The sequence below is a fragment of the Mesorhizobium sp. M1143 genome (genome assembly GCF_040318435.1).
Classification (GTDB): domain Bacteria; phylum Pseudomonadota; class Alphaproteobacteria; order Rhizobiales; family Rhizobiaceae; genus Mesorhizobium.
Genome location: NZ_JAMYMJ010000003.1, coordinates 255,148 through 273,058 on the forward strand (window position 1 = coordinate 255,148; position 17,911 = coordinate 273,058).

Sequence of the window (17,911 nt, forward strand, 5' to 3'; positions counted from 1 at the left end):
TACCTTACGGACTTTGTCTAGTTTTTAAGGAGCCAATCGACTTAACGAAATCCCCGATGCTTTCTTCCTCCAAACATCTAAAGTCCAGAATCATGGTTCCATGTGAAATTCGCCCAAGAACGGGGACTTGGAGTCGACGCATCGCTTCCTCGAGTGCGACGACGCTTGCGTCGCCCTTCGGCCGAATCGCAATCGCGACGCTAGGGATCGTTGCCGTCGGAGCGGCACCAGAGCCAATTTCGCTTTCGCATTCAGTAATTTTACAAGAAAAGGCGGCACCCAGCTTCGGCTTAAGATGGGCCAGTACCATTCGCGCCACTTCAGTGATCTTTTCGCGTGGTCTCGTGAGCAGCCGTAGTGTGGGTATATGACGCAGGGCCAGCTCTTGGTTCAGATAAAGTTTGAGCGTCGCCTCTATCGCTGCGAAGCGGATTTTGTCGACGCGGAGGGCCCGTTTCATCGGGTTCTGGTTGATTTTCTCGACCAATTTCTTGCGCCCAACTATGAAGCCCGCTTGTACACCTCCAAGGACCTTGTCACCCGAGAACAGTACGAGATCAGGCCCTTCATTTACACACTCGCGCACTGTGGGCTCATGAGGAAGCCCTAAGGTTGACATATCGACAAAGGATCCCGAACCTAGATCGAACACCAAAGGGACACCCAATGGCCTGCACATGCTACTCAACTTTTTCGTTGACACTTCGGCAGTGAAACCCTGCACTTTGAAATTCGATGTGTGTACCTTCAACAATGTGCCGGTCTCGGCACCCATCGCACGCTCGTAGTCCCTCGCATGGGTGCGATTTGTAGTTCCCACTTCAACTAACCGGGCTCCAGCACTTTGCATTATTTCCGGTAAGCGGAACGACCCTCCGATTTCGATGAGTTCGCCTCGAGAGACAATGGCATCTTTACTTTGGCTCAATGTGTTGAGCGTGAGCAGAAGCGCTGCTGCGTTATTGTTGACGACCGTTGCCGCCTCCGCTCCGGTCAATTCACAGAGCAGATCGGCAATGTGATCGTCACGCTCTCCCCGTCTGCCAGAATTCAAGTTGTACTCTATATTGACCGGCCGCCTCATGGCAGTGGTTGCGGACTCGATGGCCTCCTCTGCAAGCGAAGCACGTCCGAGATTGGTGTGCAGCACGGTTCCGGTCAGATTGAACACTGGTCTAATCCGAGGCGCCATCCGATCCTTAAGGAGTGATAAGGCCAGTTCCCCCACCTTCTCGACGGTTGGGGTCGATTCAGAAGAAACTCGTTCCGAGGCTAAACATATTCGAATCATCGAAACTGTTGCTGAGTGACCAAACTTGGCAGCAGCCTCGACGCCGGACGCGCTTCGAAGTATGCGATCGACTGATGGAAATCGGGCAAAATTGCTGCTCATGAGAGACTTCGAACCTCAGCTTTTCTGAATCTGGATCGCCTGCGCAAATTTGCTGAAACGCTCCCGCCAGCTAACGGTTTGCTGGCGATTGTGACACACAGCGACATTGGGTTCGACGCACTCGCGATCGACGGGCAAGCCAGCGGCGACCCAGCTGCGGTAACCGCCGATCAGATCGCCTGCTTCGGCAAAGCCGAGCGCGACGAGTGAAGCGGCAGCAAGGCTTGAGGAGCAACCGTCGTTGCAAACGATGATCAGCCGCTGGCGAACGTCATTTACTCGCTGATCGCTGTGCGATGCCGCCGGATCGCACCGCCACTCAAGTACGTTGCGATGGAAATAGACCGAACCGGGGATGCGGCCCTCGGTTTGGACGTCAATGTCTGAGCGCGTATCGATAACGACGGCGCCGGCTGCGACAGCGGCGGCGGCTTCCGCAGGCGTATAGCGGCGAATGCGCGAACGCGCTTCTAAAAGCAAGTCGTCAATGGTTCGTCTTTCACGCACCTATTGATGATGACTCCGTAGCTGACCGTGCACAATCACGAATTGAGTGCCTTGCCAATCCCTGTTACGAATTCTTAGAACCAAAGATGCGAGGCTAAAATTCAAGCTGTTGGCTTGGATTGCCGGCGTACCGGACGACAAGAAGGCGCAATACGCCTTCGTTCATGCGGCGGTCTGGGCGGATGACATCAACGACCCGGCCCATGGCTACACCAAAGGCGACGACGCGCTCGCGACCGGCGGAAACGAAGTCAGTGTGATGTTCAGAAGGAATTTGGCGTACTCGCAACGCGGTCTCCCGATCGAAATGCGCCCATCGGAGGCCGCACTTTCTCTACTGAAGATGAGATTGAGAGAGCTGGTTGATCGAAGCCATGAGTGCCCGGGGCGGTCAATGCTATGGCCCCAGTTTTGCGCGGTTCTGCACACTCAGAATAGCACAAACGTCCTTCGAGACGAACGTCGAGCGATCTCAGAGCCGTTCGGGAAGCGCTGGGCTACGTCAATTTACTCAACCAGTGCTGCGTCTACGCCCAGCAGTTTTCGAAGAAGTAGTTTGCCGCCTTTGGATAGATCCTGCTCAATATTTGCACGCCACACTCGATCGTCGACGCCAACCGAAGATATGTCGTGGATAAGCCGAGCATGCTCTCCAATAGCCTTTCTGACGTCATCGACCACAAAGGCTGCAAAAGCATTCGGCGACGATTGAGCTGTTTGGAGGATATCGTCCAGGTCGCCGCGGAAGGAGAGAAGATTCGAAGCAACAATTCTCTTGCCTCGTTCTGGATTGGTTAGCTCCTTGACTACGTCGCTTGGCGTACCGGTCAGTACCCGCAGTTCTCCTTGCAGAGCAGGACGACGGTTGTCGTGTGCAATCGGCTGTATGAGTTCGTCTCGCAACTCCGGCTTAGCGTTTAGAAATGCAACGACATCTAGAATGGCTTCGTCTTGAAGGGACGAAAGATGGTCACCTGAGATCGACACAAATTGTCCATTCCAATGATCGGACAGCTTCACCAGAGCCGCAAATTGTACTGCCGGTTCGTTGGTTTTGAGGAGACGCTCGATGATCAGGCGGTCCTCGTCACTTTTCCCGATTGCCCCGAGAAGCATGATCAGAACTGTCGGCCTCCATGGACGTTGGATTTCTGCCTGTGCCATCATCTCTGCTGTATGCGGATCGGTCTGCGACAGCAATTTGATCAGTTCTGGCTCCAACCTTGCTGGTTCGATGTCAAATGCGATGCCGCCCTGCGGAGTGAAGCGCAGTTTGTCGTCGCCGTAGGCGATCGCTGTCTTGGCGTTGGGGCAAAAGGCCAGCAAATAGAATAGGTATGATTGAACAAGGCTGGGCTCTAAGACGCCGCGTTCACTTCCTTCGCCTCGCTCGACAATCTCTTGAACGCGTGGGTCGCAAGACATCTCTCGCGGATGGAAAGCGAGAAAAGCCTTCAGTGCGGAATCGAGCTGTTGATACAAACCCGGTAAATCGGCTGCTGCTCCTTGCAGGGGTTTGTAGGCCGGAACCTGGCTAAAATAAGTGGCTAGTAGATCACCAAAACTCGACGCAAGGGCTGCGTCAGCCATGGGGTTCTGATATTTTCGGACCAATGCTTGTCCTAGTTCAAATTCAGACCAGTCAATTTTGTCGCGACTAACCGCAGGCGCGACACATCCTGTGCGCAAGAGAAAATCGGCGTCTCTCGGGGCAAAGGCCCATTCTGCTTTCAGCTTCCAATCTACATACCGTTGCAGGTCAGCTGAACAACCCGTCGGAAGAGCCGTTTGCACCTCCGCCCAGTCGAAATGTATCTGTTCTGAATCGGCGAGCTGCTTGTCGGCTGCAGGTCGATCGGTCTGCAGTAGTCGCTTTAAGACCGCCGTGCGGATATCGCTACCTACTTTCGCCAGTCTGATGAGTTCGGCAGTGTCGTTTACTGTCGCAGTCTTGACTATTACTTCTTGGGTATCGAGAATTTCGTCATTCGTCAGCTTTTCTTCACTAAGGGCGGTTTCGGCCACCCGTCGAGCCTCTTCCCACTGACCGCCCGACTCAAGCCAACGAGCTCTTCCAGTGCTTGTGAGTTGGTCGGCGATCAATGCAACAGCATCGCTGTCCTTCTGGAAAACCAACTCGTGGTTCATGGCAATCTTCGAAGCCGGCGAAATGTCCGTGCTGCGAATGCCGGTTTCCCACAACAACTGTGGGTACCCCAGAAGCTTCCAATCGGGATAGCCTCGGTAGATGGATACCTGTCCGTTCCCCTCGATACTCAGGTAGTGATGCTGGTCCAACCACGTCCATAGGCCTATGACAAGGATCGCAGCGGCGGCGCCCAAGGTCACTAGAGTTGTTCGCACGCGTCGGCGCACGTAAGCCGCTGAGTACCGACTGGTGTTCAGTCGGATGGCGTTAAGGGTCGCGTCACTATTGACGAATATTAGTGGATCCTTGGCAAAAGAGCCTGCGAAGACAGGTTCCTGGCGTGGCAACGCCTTAAGCTCGTTGCTGAAAGTCGTTTCCATCTCGCTAGACAAATAGTCGAACAGGTCGTTGAAATAGATTTCGCCGTTGTGCCCCAACCCGGAAAATCTTCCGAGTAGCGCTTCAATAAGAAGGTTCGTGAAGGGAGACCCTTTCCCGCGAACTTCCCATGACGATTGCCCGCGCTTTGAGGCGCTCAATACGATCCGGTATTCGAAATGATCGCCTAATAGTGTGAAGAGCTGAGGGGAGCGCTCCGCAATCGCCGCGCCCCCGCAGCAATCGCAAATCAACAGGAGACCTCTTGCTCTAGTTGGTCCCAATGCCTCGATAATGTCGTCTGCAGAGATCGAGGTTTCTCTGAGGTCATCGTACTTTGTTTGTGAGGTTGACAGGAAGAATTCGTTATTAGCCTCAACGCCATGCCCGGCGAAATAGACAACGATAGTATCGTCCAAGCCGGCTGCCGCGCCGACGTTTTTCAACTGAACGCGTATCTCATTGCGTGTCGTTTCCTCTAAGGATGTGAGGCGGCACACGTGAGCGGGCGGCAGCCGACAGGCCGACTGCGCCGTAAGCGTTTCAAAGACCCTATTGGCACCTTGGACGCATTCGGGAAGAGGGGCTAACGTTTTCTCCGCAACCGAACCGACCCCGATAACCAAGGCCCGAATCGACTCAGCGAATGAGCCCGCACTCTGACGCATACGGCTTGCTGCTCTGCCTCAAAACCACGAGCTAAAGAAAGAGCGTGATGCAGGTTGCGGGGGTGCGGCGTCCCTCGGAGTTATAACATTTCCGCCGCGCGCAGCGGCATCTACCGGTGTGGGGTTTGCAACAGCAGCACCCGCTACCGATGCTCCGGCTGCAGACAAATAGACAAGACAGCCGTTCAAAACCGCAATCACGTAGTCTGAGCTGCTTTTCCCCAGATAGGCGGCGGTCCCAAGACATACAATCTGCGCGATGAGGAGACCGATCCACTTAGGTGAAAAGTCAAACGCCGTCTTTAGCGTATTGGTCACTACAAACGTCGCGCCTGAGGCGCCCGCGAGAGTAAGAAGACTCCCCCAAGTAAAAAATTGCGCTGCGTCAGCTTCCGACATGTTCAAAACCCCCTTTTTTTATGCGCCCGAATGGCAATCAGCCTGCACCTTTTGCGGCTTCTACGCAATGATCACTAACTATTTGATGCATCCGTATGAGCAGTGGTGCTAGCATGGTCGACGTCGTCGAGTACCCATCCGCACCGAGAGTAGCCAGCTTTCGAACTCACTCACGCGAAATAGTCTTCGCGCCGCGACTCCATCACATATGTTGAGAGTTATGTCTCGGACTTCGCCCAAACAAAGAACTGAACCTCAGGGAGGGACCCTTGCTTATTAATCTTACCGACCACAACGGCAATCCTGCATCCGTCGACCCAACGGCCGTTATCAAGATCCGGTCTGCTCTTCTGGCAGAGGAGCCTAAGGGTACCGTCTTCGTGGACTACGCGACAAATGGTCTGTTTGCTCGTGGGACGTTTGCAGCGATATGTGCACTCTTCGCACCCCACATCCGGCTCGCCATGCTCCATCTGCCAACGGGCGCGCCGGTGGCATTGAATGCGGATGGTATTTCGGCAGTGCAAGTCAGTCCGATCGTAGGTGGCAAACCCGCTTACCCAGGAAAATCCGTTGCCGTCGTCGACCAGGCCCATTGGAACAATCGGGTTGAGGCCAGAAACATGATCGCGCTCAAAGAAACGGTGGCTGAGGCGACAGCTGTGATTAGCAATGCTTGACAGCTGTCTCAGGATTGGCGTGCCGCCTATTGCCGAGTCATTTATCGGAAATGAGGCTGGGCTGGACCGTCATTGCCACCATGCTCAGCCCGCGTGAGGGCTGCAGTTCGCGTCGGAGCGTATCCGCCGTCCTTGCCTAATTTCGTTCCGCCCTTGATGCTCTGACACTCTGGAAGCAGAGACTAACGGGATCGAAGCGTAGGGAAAAATCGCACGCTGACACGCAAACTCGTGCCATGGCGTACAAAAGGCACCGGCTAACAGCCGGTCGGGCAGTCTGAATAGACCGGTCTGTGCTAATCTAGCTGACACAGGATTTGCACAACAGCGCTACCCAGAAGGCCGGATTCACCTCAGCCTAGTAGTCGCTCACCGCTTTTGCCAGAATAGTGATCTCGATGGGGGTCCATGACATCGTTTTATGATGGGAATGGAACCCGACTGGATGTCTCATGCCGTCGCATGCTGTCTAAATCAAGAGCATCCTACATGAGGGGCTTTTGGGCGGGTAAGTTCTGTAACTCAAATCTAAGTTATTGATTTTTTTGATGATATGGCGGAGAGAGCGGGACACTCTCCTCCAAGACCATGAACCCCTTGTATCCCTTGACTTCTGGGCTTTGAAGACTCACCTGTGGGGCACCAACGTGGGGCACCGGGGTGTGGGATGGCTAACCAGCGGCAATATCTTGAATGGCATGGGCAGCAGTGGCGGGTCCGCGTTAAGGTGCCCGCACGGGTGCGGGATTTGATTGGCCGTGGAAAGCTTACCCATCCCCTTCACACCGCCGACCTCAAAGACGCAGATACCCGCAAGTGGCCCGTGGTGTCGCGCCTCAAGGGCATCATAGCGGCAGCCGAGAAGGTCTTGGCGACAAACGATCCTTTGGAGGCTGAAGCTCTCCGCCATCGGCTTTCCAGCGATGAGGAAGACACCCAATTCGCCATAAGGCTTCGCGCCGAGCAAATTGAGGAAACTCAGGGCATAAGTCCCGCACACGCATTCTTTGACCTCGCTAGCAGAAAGGTCACACCGCTTGACCATCACGCCGCCGAGTTCCTGAAGCACCAAGGCTACCGCATGAAGTCTGAAGGGGACTTCCGAAGGGTGCTAGGTTGGTTTGGTGCGTGGCTTCGTGACAGTCGGCTTCCCGTTGCCCTTGAGGCAGTGAGGCGCGTTGACGCCGGTAAGTTCCTGGCTGAGTCCCTGATGGTGGGAAGGAGCCGGCAGAAGGCCACGGCTTATCTAGGGTTCATTAGGCAGTACTGGACGTGGCTTCTCGACAAGGGGCACTTGCCAGCCGGCGAGAACCCGTGGGCCGGCCAAAAGCTTCCCGCAGAGAGGAGGCAGGCACGCGACGCGGAAACAGACAAGGGCAAGCGCCCGTTCACCGACGAGGAAGTGACCAAGCTGCTCAGTGGCGACGGCGGCCCGCTGCTCAATGACCTGATGCCGCTTGGAGCGCTGAGCGGAATGCGGATCGAGGAGATTTGCCAGCTCCACGTTTCCGATTGCCGAGATGAGATGTTCAGCGTGTGGGCAGGGAAGACCGATAGCGCCCGCCGTACCGTCCCGATCCACAGTGGCCTTAAGGAGATTGTTAAGCGGCGCACCGAGGGCAAGAAGGACAGCGACTATCTGTTTGCCGATTTGCCGCCCATCCCAAAGTCACGCGAGACGCGCTCCGATCCGGCCGCCAAGCAATTCACACGGTATCGCCGCAAGGTTGGGGTGGATGAGCGCCCGAACGAAAAGGCGAAGAGCAACGTGGACTTCCACTCCTTCCGACGCTGGTTCATCCGCAAGGCGCGTGATGCCAAGCTTGCCGGTGCAGAGGGCTTTGACGAGTGGACTATAACGTGGGTAGTCGGGCACACCGATAGCGAACGGGCCAAGAGCCTAGACCTAAGCCAGCACGGCTACGCGGGGCAGGACCCGGAGAAGGCGAAAAGGGCGCTTGTGGAGGCCGTGAAGTTGCCATCTTAGGCGCGTTGTAGAGCAGCTTTCTCTCGTCAAGCCCGGTACGCTATCATAAAGCTGTTCATGACTCGGGCGGGACGGGAATGGTGTCAGACTTCGAAGCGAACAACCTAAGAGCTTGGGAGGCCGCTATCAAATCGGCGTTCGGGGCCGCCCCTGAATCGGCCACGTGGACGGACATCTATGCGATGATCGACGTCCTCCAACCTTTCATGGGGTTCAATGTCAACCACGCGATGCTGCCCGGTGGCGGAGGACTGGACGTCGACGTGGTTACTCACAGCCGCGAAACCGGGTGCATTCGTTTCGATACTGGTGAGCGATCCTTCTATCTGGCGAAGCCACGGAAGCTATCGTTTGGATATGTTGCCCGTTCCCCGGCAAACTCATTCTTTTTGATGGAACTGGCCAGCCTGAAGCCAACTGACGTCTATGAATCGGTTCGCTCCGAGAGCGAGCAGTTGGTCGAAGTCGATGATGAGTACCTCGACTACTCGATATGGGAGCATGGAGTTCTCGGCTTTGAAGATGATGGCCAGGAGATTCCATTGCCAGACGACGCGAGTGTCGTAGTGCGGCTTCTGCGAGGCAACGTCCTGATTGTCGCCAAAGCAAGTCTTTGGAACGGGGATACGTCTACCTATGACGGCCGGCACGATCATATGGATGCGGAACAAGTCCGGGCAATCATTGAACGGAGCCTATAACTACAGGGCTCGTCCGACTACCCAGAAATGTTATCGCCAAACTTGGGGCAGATGAGTGTCCGAACGATGAGGCCAATATGTGGACTTCCATTCCTTCCGCCGCTGGTTCATCCGCAAGGCGCTTGATGCCATGCTTGCGGGTGGCGCTGGGTTTGACGAGTGGACCTTCGCGTGGGTGGTGGGCCATACGGATAGCGAGCGGTCCAAGAGCCCAGCACCGCTACGCGGGACAGGACCCGGAGAAGGCGAAGAGAGCGCTTGTGGAGGCAGTGCGGCTTCCAGTTGGTAGTGCGAGATGACGTGTCTAACTTGCGTTATGATGGGGCATGGACGAATCGAGCCTTTATTGTTTCTTGGTGTGGAGGTCACATGACCAATGCCTGCGAATGCGGTTCTGGTCGGACGCATCGAGAATGCCACGGACACTATTTCAATCATTTGGACCTTTTGTCACCAGCGGCCCAAGAGATCTCTAGCATTGTGGGGAACAGCGATTTTAACGCCGCTATCGCACTAAGTCATAAGCGGGAGTACGGCTACGGCAGGTTACCGGAGTCCTGGGTCAAAGACGATGTTAGGCACGTAAGGGTCAACAATATCACATATAAATCGGCATATTGGCGAACGTTTAACGATTTTCTATTTTCATTTCTTCAGATTAGTTTTGGTAGAGATTGGTGGCAGGCAGAGCGGAGTAAGCCGCTCACAGATCGGCATCCAGTCGTTCAACAATTTACGCAGTATGAGGAGGCCGAAAAGGCCTCAAGTAGAGGCAGTAGTGGGTTATTTTCGATAAAGCCTTCCGGCCCAATGGCTGCTCTGATGGCACTCGCATATGACTTATATCTTTGCGCTCACAACGAGAAAATACCTAAACCGCTGCTGGAGCGCTTGAAGTCGGCACAACACTACGAGGGGGCATTATACGAGGCCCACGTCATCGGAATATTTGCACGTGCAGGGTTCGAAATTGCCTTTGAAGACGAGACGGACAAAAGCCAGTCTCACTGTGAGTTCACAGCCACCAACAAGGGCACGGGCCGAAAGTTCTCAGTTGAAGCAAAAGCAGTGACTTCTCGTTCAGCCCGTGCTGGCGCATCGGCAGAACCGCCACGACTTCGCGGTAAGCTCTACGATGCCCTGCTAAAACAGGCAGACCATCCCAGGATGATTTTTATCGAGATCAATCGAGCAATTTCACCGAAAGAATCTGTCCCGGAATGGGCTCCACACTTTGTAGAGCAGGTGCGACAGGCGGAAATTGATATGATGGTCGGTGATACCCCAGCAGCCCCGGCCTACTTGTACGTGACAAACAGACCTCTGCTTGTGGGGGGTGCGAAGGCGAAGGTTGGTTATGAGGTAGGCAGTGCAGGATTTAAGATAGCGGATTTTCCTCCTGAGCGACTGCGCGGCATAATCAATATGCAACGGGCGAGAATGCTGCACATTGAGGCCTATCAGGTTTTTCAAGCCATGCAGCAGCTTTCCTCGGTCCCGAACTATTTTTCTGAACACCCTATTGCCTCGTTTTTGCGGAGCGTTCACTCAGAGAAAAGAGCTAAAGGGTTTCGGCATCCCCTTGATGCGTTTGATTTTCTCTTCCGTACTTACCACCGCACCGATAAAAACCTGCTGATAGAGTGGATGTCGGACTATGTTCCTCCTTGGGAACTCAATGGTCTCAACCAGCTTCAACTCGCTGAGCTGTACTGTGCCGGGATGGCTGAGACGATGTTCGCAGACCTCCACCGCACCGCCCGATAAAATTTTGGGTCACAGATTTGAAAGGTCGTATACGAGCCAGTGGCAGCAAGGTTCCCCCCCCCCGCCCCCCGCTATTCAGCTTGGTTCTCGCTCAACGCCGAGCGTCTTTCGTCAACAATGCGGAGCAATTGGTTTGCCATCATGACGACCTCTGCCGCTGAGGCAGGATCAGTCACCATAACGTAACGATGCGAGTGGGTGTTCTTGTAACATCCTATCGCACCAGCAAAGAGGTTGGACAACGCATCCTTTTCACTCCCTTGTGCTGTTCGGTCAGCGAGCTTTCCATGCTCGGGGTTGAACGCTTTGCGCATAAGAGACAAGCCCAATTCGCTCTCCGCCAATCCCGCTGCCTCCCTTACGGCGACCTCGACGGCTTTCATTGATTGAAATACGGCCACGTCGTACTCGCCGCGCAAAAAGGCTGCCCATACCAAACTCGCCATTCGGGGATGCAACAGTTCCCTGCGGAGATAACGACTGGCCGAATAACGCGAGAAGTCAGTAGAGTTTTCAATCTTCACGGCTCGTCGGCTCAGCTTCCGCCAACCATTTTGACCATTGGTGTCCGGCGCGGGTATGAGCAAGCCCTGAGCCTCAAGCCACATCCAAGCCTCGGTGATGGCCTGGAAAACACGGTCTCTTTTCTCCATAGGGATTGCTGAGTTGCCACTTACGTCCGATGTGGCAATGCTGCTGAGGATATTAGTAAGCGATGCCATGCTCATTGAATTGCGCGTTGTGGCCTCGCGGATGACGAAAAGCAGCAAAGCTCCGAGTTCCTCTGGCTCCATCTCCAGCAGGAGGTCCAGGTCCGGCAGCATTTCGGCCAACGTTTTCACGATTTCCGCCTCCAACATCAAACGCCACTGGACCATATCCAATCTCACTAGGGCAAGGCCATGTGAATGCGGCAACAGGCGCTGCGAACGATCTCATATGGATTGCTAACGGTGAGAGCGCGTAGCAGTCTCACAAAATGGTCCATTTACGAATAAGCTGTCTGATTTCATCTGCCACAGGGCATTTCAAGAGAGGTCATAATGACAATTATTCGATGCTTAGCCCATGAACCTACGGGCCGTACAAGACAGTATGTCGTCACAGTTGAGCCGATAGGCTATCCGAACACGGCAATGGTCTGCGGGTCAAAACATTGCACATCCCCAGGTCTCGCTTGGCTGGAGTCCGATGAATTACGTGCTTATGATAGCGGCGAGCGGATATTTCAGGCCTTCACCGCCACGATGAAAGTTAAAGTCAAATGATCTCCGCGCAGCGGCTATTTGGCGGCGCGGCGGCAGAGTTTAGAATTTGAACGGTCAGAGAAGATGAAGCACAGCTACACGCCGGAAAAGATAGCTGCAATGACCGACGCCGGGTTAAAGAACCTGCTCGGCAATGCTCGGCGCCTCGGCGCGGAGGATGTAGTCAAAATGTGCGAGGAGGAGGGGGCGAAGAGACGGTATGGAGGTGAATTGCCCGCCGAGGTTTCCGCTAAACTCGAAGCGGCACTAAGCGCGTACGAGTCCCTTAAGGCGCGGGAGAAGGGGCAAAAGAGTTTCCGTGCCTCTAGGACGCGAAATGCGATTTCTCGTAACGGACTAAAGTCGGCAGTTGAAAACATTGTAATGCGAGGAGCTTCGATGGGCTTCGCCACCCTGCCGGCAGAGCTGACTTTCGAGCACGCTATTTTGACATACCCTCAATGCTTCCCTGAGGCAGTCGTTGAGGTTGCCCGCAATAGATTATCTTAAGCGCCAATGTTGGTCACGGTTAGCGTTCTGCCGGTGACTTAAGTCCGAGAAATCAACCTATTCCGGAGGTACTCCAGCTTTGGCTCTCATTTCGGCGTAAAGTTCCGGGTACTGCCGCTTCAGGCGTCTAGCCGCATCGGCCGGCCGAACAACAATTTGACGGATAACTTTTCCGGCCGGCACCAAGACCTCCACACATGGTTGGTCCGTTCTCTCACTGTTCCAGTATCGTTTCGCGAGAGCCGGGTCAGGGCCTTCACCGCGCAAAAACGAAGCATTGATTAGATCCACCAGATGCATGTCTCCCCAATGGACAATTTCATCGCGTAGGACTTCAACCTCGTAGAGCTTGCGTTCGCTGCTATCCATTCGGACGAAGTAGTTTTTAGCACACTCCTCGCTTTCAAATAGCATCAGGTATTCCAGTCGCCTCCTAAACCCGGCTGGCCTCAGGGCATCCAAAAAGTCGGTAGTTTGCCGAGCATTTTGATTTTGAAGATGGTCGAATTCACCAGCGCACGTTATGGCATCTTCCCGCTTGAAAAGGCGCTTATCCGCTCGATAAAGTCTCTTGGTTCGAGCCATCGATTGACCCCATCTCATCGTTTTTTCGTTGTCGCGTCGGCAACTCTATTACCTTTTCGGCGCGATTTGAAACCTGCGAGTTGGGTCTAAATATTGGCCGATCAATTGATCCCCGCCTCAAAGGGGGATGCCGGTAGCGCTTATACCTTCGGGACTGAGGTAATCCAGCCGCGTACGACAGGCACGCCCTCAACGTCAATTTCACAGACGGCTTCGAACCGCTCGCCGGGCCAATTCCTGTCCATCATAAATTTGGAGACATGCTGCTCCTCATCTCCGCGAGGGGCACGGCAGAACGACCAAGCATCAACCAGATAGAACGGGACCTCCCTGGGAAATCCCAAATAGCGACGGGTTGTTTTCTCGTCTGGGATGCCAACCAATATGCCGCGCAGTCCGTTCTTGTAAGAAAGCGAGAATGCACCCTCTGGCATGGCTGGCCGAGTGAAATACCCGGCGCGGTATTGATCATAGCCGAGAAAGCTCAAGCCTATGAATATCGCCGCAAATATGATTCGCCTCAACATACCACCGCCCCCCGGCCGATTGGGGTCACCAGTAAGAAAGCCGGAAAGCAATTGCAATGCCTAGGGACGGCCGTGAATGCGAGATGAAACCGAGGGGCGGACGTTGACATTGACGCCTCGCACGTTGTGCCAAAGGGGTCCGGTCCACTCTTGCTCTGGGCCTTACTGGCAACGCCTGAACGCCAGTGAGCGTAACAGTCGATTTGAGTATACCTTTTGCGAACTGCCCCAGACGTGGTTCGATAAATACCCATTGACGACTCAAAGCGAACCAGAAATAAGGAGACCACTCTAAACGAACCGAGGGCCACGCAAGTCCGAGGACCATTCCTACCAAAGGGGTCTCCACATGTTTGTCCGGGCATACCTTCGCGCCTCCACAAAGGAACAGGACGCCAGCCGCGCCAGGGCGGACCTCCAAGCCTTCGCCAAGGAGCGGGGCCTCAAGATCGCCGCCACCTACCTAGAGAACGAGAGCGGAGCCTCCCTGGCCCGCCCTGAGCTATTCCGCCTCCTGGCCGATTGCGAGCCGGGAGACACCCTCCTGATTGAACAGGTAGACCGCTTGAGCCGCCTCAATGGAGCCGATTGGGAACGGCTCAAGGATGAGATCAGGCAACGTCGGGTGAAGGTGGTGGCACTCGATCTCCCCACCTCATGGAGCATGGCCTCAAGCGAAACCGATGAGTTTAACGCGCGGATGCAGGAAGCCATCAATGGCATGATGCTGGATATGATCGCCGCGATCGCCCGCAAGGACTATGACGACCGACGGCGACGGCAGGCACAGGGAATCCAGAAGGCTAAGCAGGAGGGACGCTATAGGGGCCGCCCCGAGGATCAGGAGCGCAACGCAGCCATCGCCAAGATGCTCAAGGCAGGCCAGTCCTGGAGCAGCATAGTGGCCGCCACCGGGGCCTCCAGGAGCACCCTGGCGAGGCTGGCGAAGCGAGGCTAGGAGGAGGTGCCATAGGTTCGGCAGTGCGATTGGGTGCATCTCTTGCACACGTTCGAAAAGCCGGCGAAGCCGAGCTAGCTAGTTCCTGAGGTCGGTCTCAAGAATTCTTCTCGGGCTTTGGACTACCCAGCAGCGGCGTGGTCGTGTCGTCATCCGACCCACCGGGCTTCGATGCTAAGATGCCCCCCAGAATCCGCCAATCCTCCTCCTTTAGCCCCTTTAATCCTACAGTAGGCAACTCTCCCTTCCCAGTTTCAATATATTTCTTTATGGAATCAATGCCTCCATAAGAAAGAGATAAGGTGTTTTGGTCGCTATCAGCGCCAATAACTGACGGCCGAGAGCAAAGGCTCGCAAGTTTTTGGAGAATGTCGCGCGGCGACGAAAGTAAGTCCGGGTTATTCTCCAGCTGAATCATCTCGACTGCGGTTAGAGTGCGAACGTGTATAGCGGGTGCGTCGTCTTTTGTAACCTTGACGAAGAGAATTGATCCGACCTGCATCGCAGTGGACGGAACATGTTCGGTTGCCTTTGACAATTTTTCTACCGCACTTGCCAGCTTTTCATCTGCCTCAGCTTGTGGCAGGGCCAATCCCTTGATTTCCAGAGCACGCTCAACCTTAGCTAGCCTCTCTTTTACGGCATCACTCGTCGCAACGTCTTTCGTCCTTGCGAACCATTTCTGATACCAAGAACCCTTTATGCCGGGGAACTCGTCCGAAACCTCGAAACCGACCGCCTCAACCAGCGAAGACAGCGCAGCGGCTACCTCGGTCACGCTCACATTCTCAGTCTCAGAAAGATAGACCTTGAGCGGTATGAACCTCGTCAGCGGAATGTCGCTTGTATCGAGTCCCATAGATTGAACTGTGAGCCAGGAATGGATCTCGCGGCTGGTTTCTAACTGCTTGTTCTGCAACTCGGTTATGCGATCATCCAATCTTAGCGTTTGCCTCGAAAGAAGAGCATCCTGCACAGAGCGGTACGGAGGCTCTTCGAAGCCAGCCGCGTTATTTGCTGTTCCATCTTCTTCGAAACCATATTCTGAGGGACGTCGTTCGTTCAAAATTGTTCGGGCTAGGGCGTATAGCTCTGGGTCATTGAGAGGATTGGGCCTATCCCAGCGTAAAGCCTTCTTCAGTCTTGCTAGAACGGACCGGTCGGGCTCCAAAGACGGACTCGCGGCCAAAACCGCAGTAATTAATTCAAGACGGCCTAGCCTCTCCTCCAATTCAGATTTATCGTCAGTCACTGCCATGTGCTCGCCCCTTGCTTCGCGAAGTGTCGTGATACCATCTTGAGGTGACAAGAATCCATGAGGAACTTCCTATCCGGCCTTGTGCTGCTATCACTTGTCATCCCCAGCTCTATTGTTTCCGCTTTCGCTGAGACGGTGGACGTGAAGTATCGGGGCCCTGTGGACCTCGCCAAGTTCGAATGCACTGGGGAGTTAGACAGCAGCGTGGTCAAGCGCGTCTGCTACAACGCCGAGCACTCCTATATGCTCATTCGGCTTAAGCAGGTTTGGTATCACTACTGCGAGATCGACCAAGGCACGGTGTCGGCGCTGTTGGCCGTAGAGTCCAAGGGCAGCTTCTACCATTCAAACATCAAGGACTCGGGGACTGGGGGCAAGTTTGGCTGCCGGGACAAGCCGGTGCCAGAGTTCTAGACAGTGGAGGGGGCTTTGAACTGGCTCGCTAGGCACGTTGAAGCCCGTGTGAAATCAATATCGTTTGCGGAGGGAATTACCGCTGCTGTTCTGATCTTTCTCGGCGTAGCTGCTGCGCTCACATTTGGCCCTAGCAACGCAGTAGATCTCAAAGTTCAGCAGTCGATGGCAACGGCGGCTTGGTGGCAGGTGTGGTTGTCGGCGTTCGGTATTTTTGCCTTGATATTTACACTTCGCCTTTCGATCAGTGCTGACAGGACAGCAACGGCAGCGCTCACGCAAAGCGAGGAAACCAGCAGACGCGAGTTAAGAGCCTACCTAAGCATAGCCCCGGGTGGTGTCCTACGCATGAAACGGATTGAGCCGACTGTAATAGGTCATGCATTGGTCGAAAATGTCGGCAACGTCTTTGCCTCGGACGTCAAATTGTCCGTCCATATGGTCGTCTCAAACGATCGGGAACTTGCGGTGTTTCCTATTAACGAAGCAACTGCCGAACGAATTGGTGCGGTCCATCCACGAGCCGTTGTTAAACGAGGCGCAGACTTTGGCACCCCTCCGCCGAAACTGATTAGGGGCACGAAGACCTATATCTACGTCTGGGGTGGCGTCTGGTATACGGACGGTTTCGACACAGCACGTTTCACGACGTTCTGCCACCGATATAACGCAGCTAGTAGGTTGAGGGGCGGAGGCTGGACCATCAATCCAGACACTGCACGGTTCCACAACTACGGACCGAACGAGGCTGATTGAGCCAAACAATGTGTAATCTCTACAACATCACCTCCAGCCAAGACGCCGTCCGCGAGTTGACCCGCGCCATGCGGGACATCAGGGGCAACCTTTTGCGGTCGCTAGAGTCTATCCCAACATGCTGTGCGCTGTGGTCCGAAAGGACAGGGTGAGGTTGCCAAGCTGTTATTGGGCATGCCTACGCCGACAGAGCGGGTGAAGGGCAAGGCGGACTACGGCACCACCAACATCCGCAATCCGCAGTATGGCCATTGCAGCAATACGTTGGCGTGGAGAACCGCTGTGTGGTGCCCGTGACGAGCTTCGCGGAGCCGAGCCCTGGAACTTCTGGTTCGCCCGAGGCGAGGACCGCCCAATGAGACCTGGCTGACAGCACCATGGTCGGAGGCTAAGCGGCTACAGCGTACGGCCCCAGATGATGCCCTGGTGATTGTCGAGAAGCCGGCCACGCAGATCAAGTTTCCGCAGCAGGCTCCGGCCCAGGGGTCGTTCTAGGGAATTGGAAGATCAGGGCCGGAACCCGAATCGCCGCAAGGTGTCATCCGAGCAAGGTTTGACAGGATCAACTGAATCCCCAATGGCGCTGGTTCCTGAAGAGTGCCGAGCGTTCGCGCCATCGCAGACAAACCTTTGCCATCTGGCAGGGCGCAGACGGCATCGCTCTTGCGCACCATAATGAGCCCACCACTTTCCTTGCCGCGCCAGACAAGGCAACCGGGGAACCGGATTGAAAGGTCATGAGGCAATTCAGGTCGAGTCGTTTGCAGGGATTCTGTATCGCAAATCGTCAGCATATCCGCGCCATTTGTAAGTGGCGTAGTCGGATCGTCAAACTTTTTACGGATGTAAATCAGTCTGCCCTGTGAACACTCTTGGACGGCATTGAGATCGAGACTGAGGTCCTGAGGACTCGAGAAAAACCATGCCCATACTAGGGCCAAGACTCATAATTGTGGTGCGAGCGCTGCAGCGCTGTCGTCAGTCTCGGCAACATTGTGCTTGAATTGTTATGAGGCGATCAGGGGGC

The 17,911-nt window shown here is 54.9% G+C and carries 17 protein-coding genes; 9 read left to right on the plus strand and 8 right to left on the minus strand.

From position 1 onward, the window contains the following. Positions 1-4 precede the first annotated feature (4 nt). The 4 genes from selA to NKH35_RS04490 all read right to left on the minus strand — a co-directional run bounded on the left by selA (position 5) and on the right by NKH35_RS04490 (position 5,095). Positions 5-1,393, minus strand: a complete 1,389-nt coding sequence (selA, locus tag NKH35_RS04475; RefSeq protein ID WP_352913484.1) for an L-seryl-tRNA(Sec) selenium transferase — start codon at positions 1,391-1,393, stop codon at positions 5-7. A 15-nt stretch (positions 1,394-1,408) separates the two neighbouring features. Beyond that, the gene (locus NKH35_RS04480; protein WP_352913486.1) at positions 1,409-1,900 is read right to left on the minus strand and encodes a rhodanese-like domain-containing protein; all 492 of its coding nucleotides are present in this window, start codon (positions 1,898-1,900) and stop codon (positions 1,409-1,411) included. Positions 1,901-1,994: 94 nt separating this feature from the next. Continuing rightward, positions 1,995-2,189 carry a hypothetical protein gene (locus NKH35_RS04485; protein WP_352913488.1) on the minus strand — a complete coding sequence of 65 codons (195 nt, stop codon included), beginning with the start codon at positions 2,187-2,189 and terminating at the stop codon, positions 1,995-1,997. A gap of 218 nt (positions 2,190-2,407) precedes the next feature. Further along, entirely contained in the window at positions 2,408-5,095 is a 2,688-nt protein-coding gene (locus NKH35_RS04490; RefSeq protein WP_352913490.1) for a caspase family protein, read from the minus strand. A gap of 668 nt (positions 5,096-5,763) precedes the next feature. On the opposite strand from NKH35_RS04490, the gene NKH35_RS04495 reads away from it, so the two are divergent. From NKH35_RS04495 to NKH35_RS04510, 4 genes are all read left to right on the plus strand, one after another. Next, the gene (locus NKH35_RS04495) at positions 5,764-6,174 is read left to right on the plus strand and encodes a hypothetical protein (RefSeq protein WP_352913492.1); all 411 of its coding nucleotides are present in this window, start codon (positions 5,764-5,766) and stop codon (positions 6,172-6,174) included. 667 nt (positions 6,175-6,841) lie between these two features. Further along, a complete protein-coding gene (locus tag NKH35_RS04500) occupies positions 6,842-8,161 on the plus strand; it encodes a tyrosine-type recombinase/integrase (RefSeq protein ID WP_352913494.1) in 1,320 nt (439 codons plus the stop codon). A 182-nt stretch (positions 8,162-8,343) separates the two neighbouring features. Next, positions 8,344-8,862 (plus strand): hypothetical protein, encoded by a 519-nt coding sequence (locus tag NKH35_RS04505; protein WP_352913496.1) that lies wholly within the window; start codon positions 8,344-8,346, stop codon positions 8,860-8,862. A 369-nt stretch (positions 8,863-9,231) separates the two neighbouring features. Beyond that, a complete protein-coding gene (locus NKH35_RS04510) occupies positions 9,232-10,629 on the plus strand; it encodes a hypothetical protein (RefSeq protein WP_352913498.1) in 1,398 nt (465 codons plus the stop codon). 71 nt (positions 10,630-10,700) lie between these two features. Here the strand turns inward: NKH35_RS04510 and NKH35_RS04515 are convergent, their stop codons facing one another. Further along, a complete protein-coding gene (locus NKH35_RS04515) occupies positions 10,701-11,507 on the minus strand; it encodes a TIGR02391 family protein (RefSeq protein ID WP_352913501.1) in 807 nt (268 codons plus the stop codon). A gap of 453 nt (positions 11,508-11,960) precedes the next feature. Here NKH35_RS04515 and NKH35_RS04520 point away from each other — a divergent pair, with 453 nt between their 5' ends. Beyond that, positions 11,961-12,386 (plus strand): hypothetical protein, encoded by a 426-nt coding sequence (locus tag NKH35_RS04520; protein WP_352913504.1) that lies wholly within the window; start codon positions 11,961-11,963, stop codon positions 12,384-12,386. 57 nt (positions 12,387-12,443) lie between these two features. On the opposite strand, the gene NKH35_RS04525 is transcribed toward NKH35_RS04520, so the two are convergent. Together NKH35_RS04525 and NKH35_RS04530 are read right to left on the minus strand one after the other, a co-directional pair. Beyond that, the gene (locus tag NKH35_RS04525) at positions 12,444-12,971 is read right to left on the minus strand and encodes a hypothetical protein (protein WP_352913507.1); all 528 of its coding nucleotides are present in this window, start codon (positions 12,969-12,971) and stop codon (positions 12,444-12,446) included. Between the two features lie 140 nt (positions 12,972-13,111). Continuing rightward, positions 13,112-13,459, minus strand: a complete 348-nt coding sequence (locus NKH35_RS04530; protein WP_352913510.1) for a hypothetical protein — start codon at positions 13,457-13,459, stop codon at positions 13,112-13,114. Between the two features lie 388 nt (positions 13,460-13,847). Between NKH35_RS04530 and NKH35_RS04535 the strand changes: the two genes are divergently transcribed. Continuing rightward, a complete protein-coding gene (locus tag NKH35_RS04535; RefSeq protein ID WP_352913513.1) occupies positions 13,848-14,456 on the plus strand; it encodes a recombinase family protein in 609 nt (202 codons plus the stop codon). Between the two features lie 97 nt (positions 14,457-14,553). On the opposite strand, the gene NKH35_RS04540 is transcribed toward NKH35_RS04535, so the two are convergent. Beyond that, positions 14,554-15,714, minus strand: coding sequence for a hypothetical protein (locus tag NKH35_RS04540; RefSeq protein ID WP_352913516.1), 1,161 nt, complete (start codon positions 15,712-15,714; stop codon positions 14,554-14,556). Positions 15,715-15,771: 57 nt separating this feature from the next. Between NKH35_RS04540 and NKH35_RS04545 the strand changes: the two genes are divergently transcribed. From NKH35_RS04545 to NKH35_RS31995, 3 genes are all read left to right on the plus strand, one after another. After that, positions 15,772-16,128, plus strand: a complete 357-nt coding sequence (locus NKH35_RS04545) for a KTSC domain-containing protein (RefSeq protein WP_352913519.1) — start codon at positions 15,772-15,774, stop codon at positions 16,126-16,128. Positions 16,129-16,143: 15 nt separating this feature from the next. Continuing rightward, a complete protein-coding gene (locus NKH35_RS04550; RefSeq protein ID WP_352913522.1) occupies positions 16,144-16,884 on the plus strand; it encodes a hypothetical protein in 741 nt (246 codons plus the stop codon). Positions 16,885-17,058: 174 nt separating this feature from the next. Beyond that, entirely contained in the window at positions 17,059-17,181 is a 123-nt protein-coding gene (locus NKH35_RS31995; protein ID WP_502906971.1) for a hypothetical protein, read from the plus strand. The last annotated feature ends 730 nt before the right edge of the window (positions 17,182-17,911 follow it).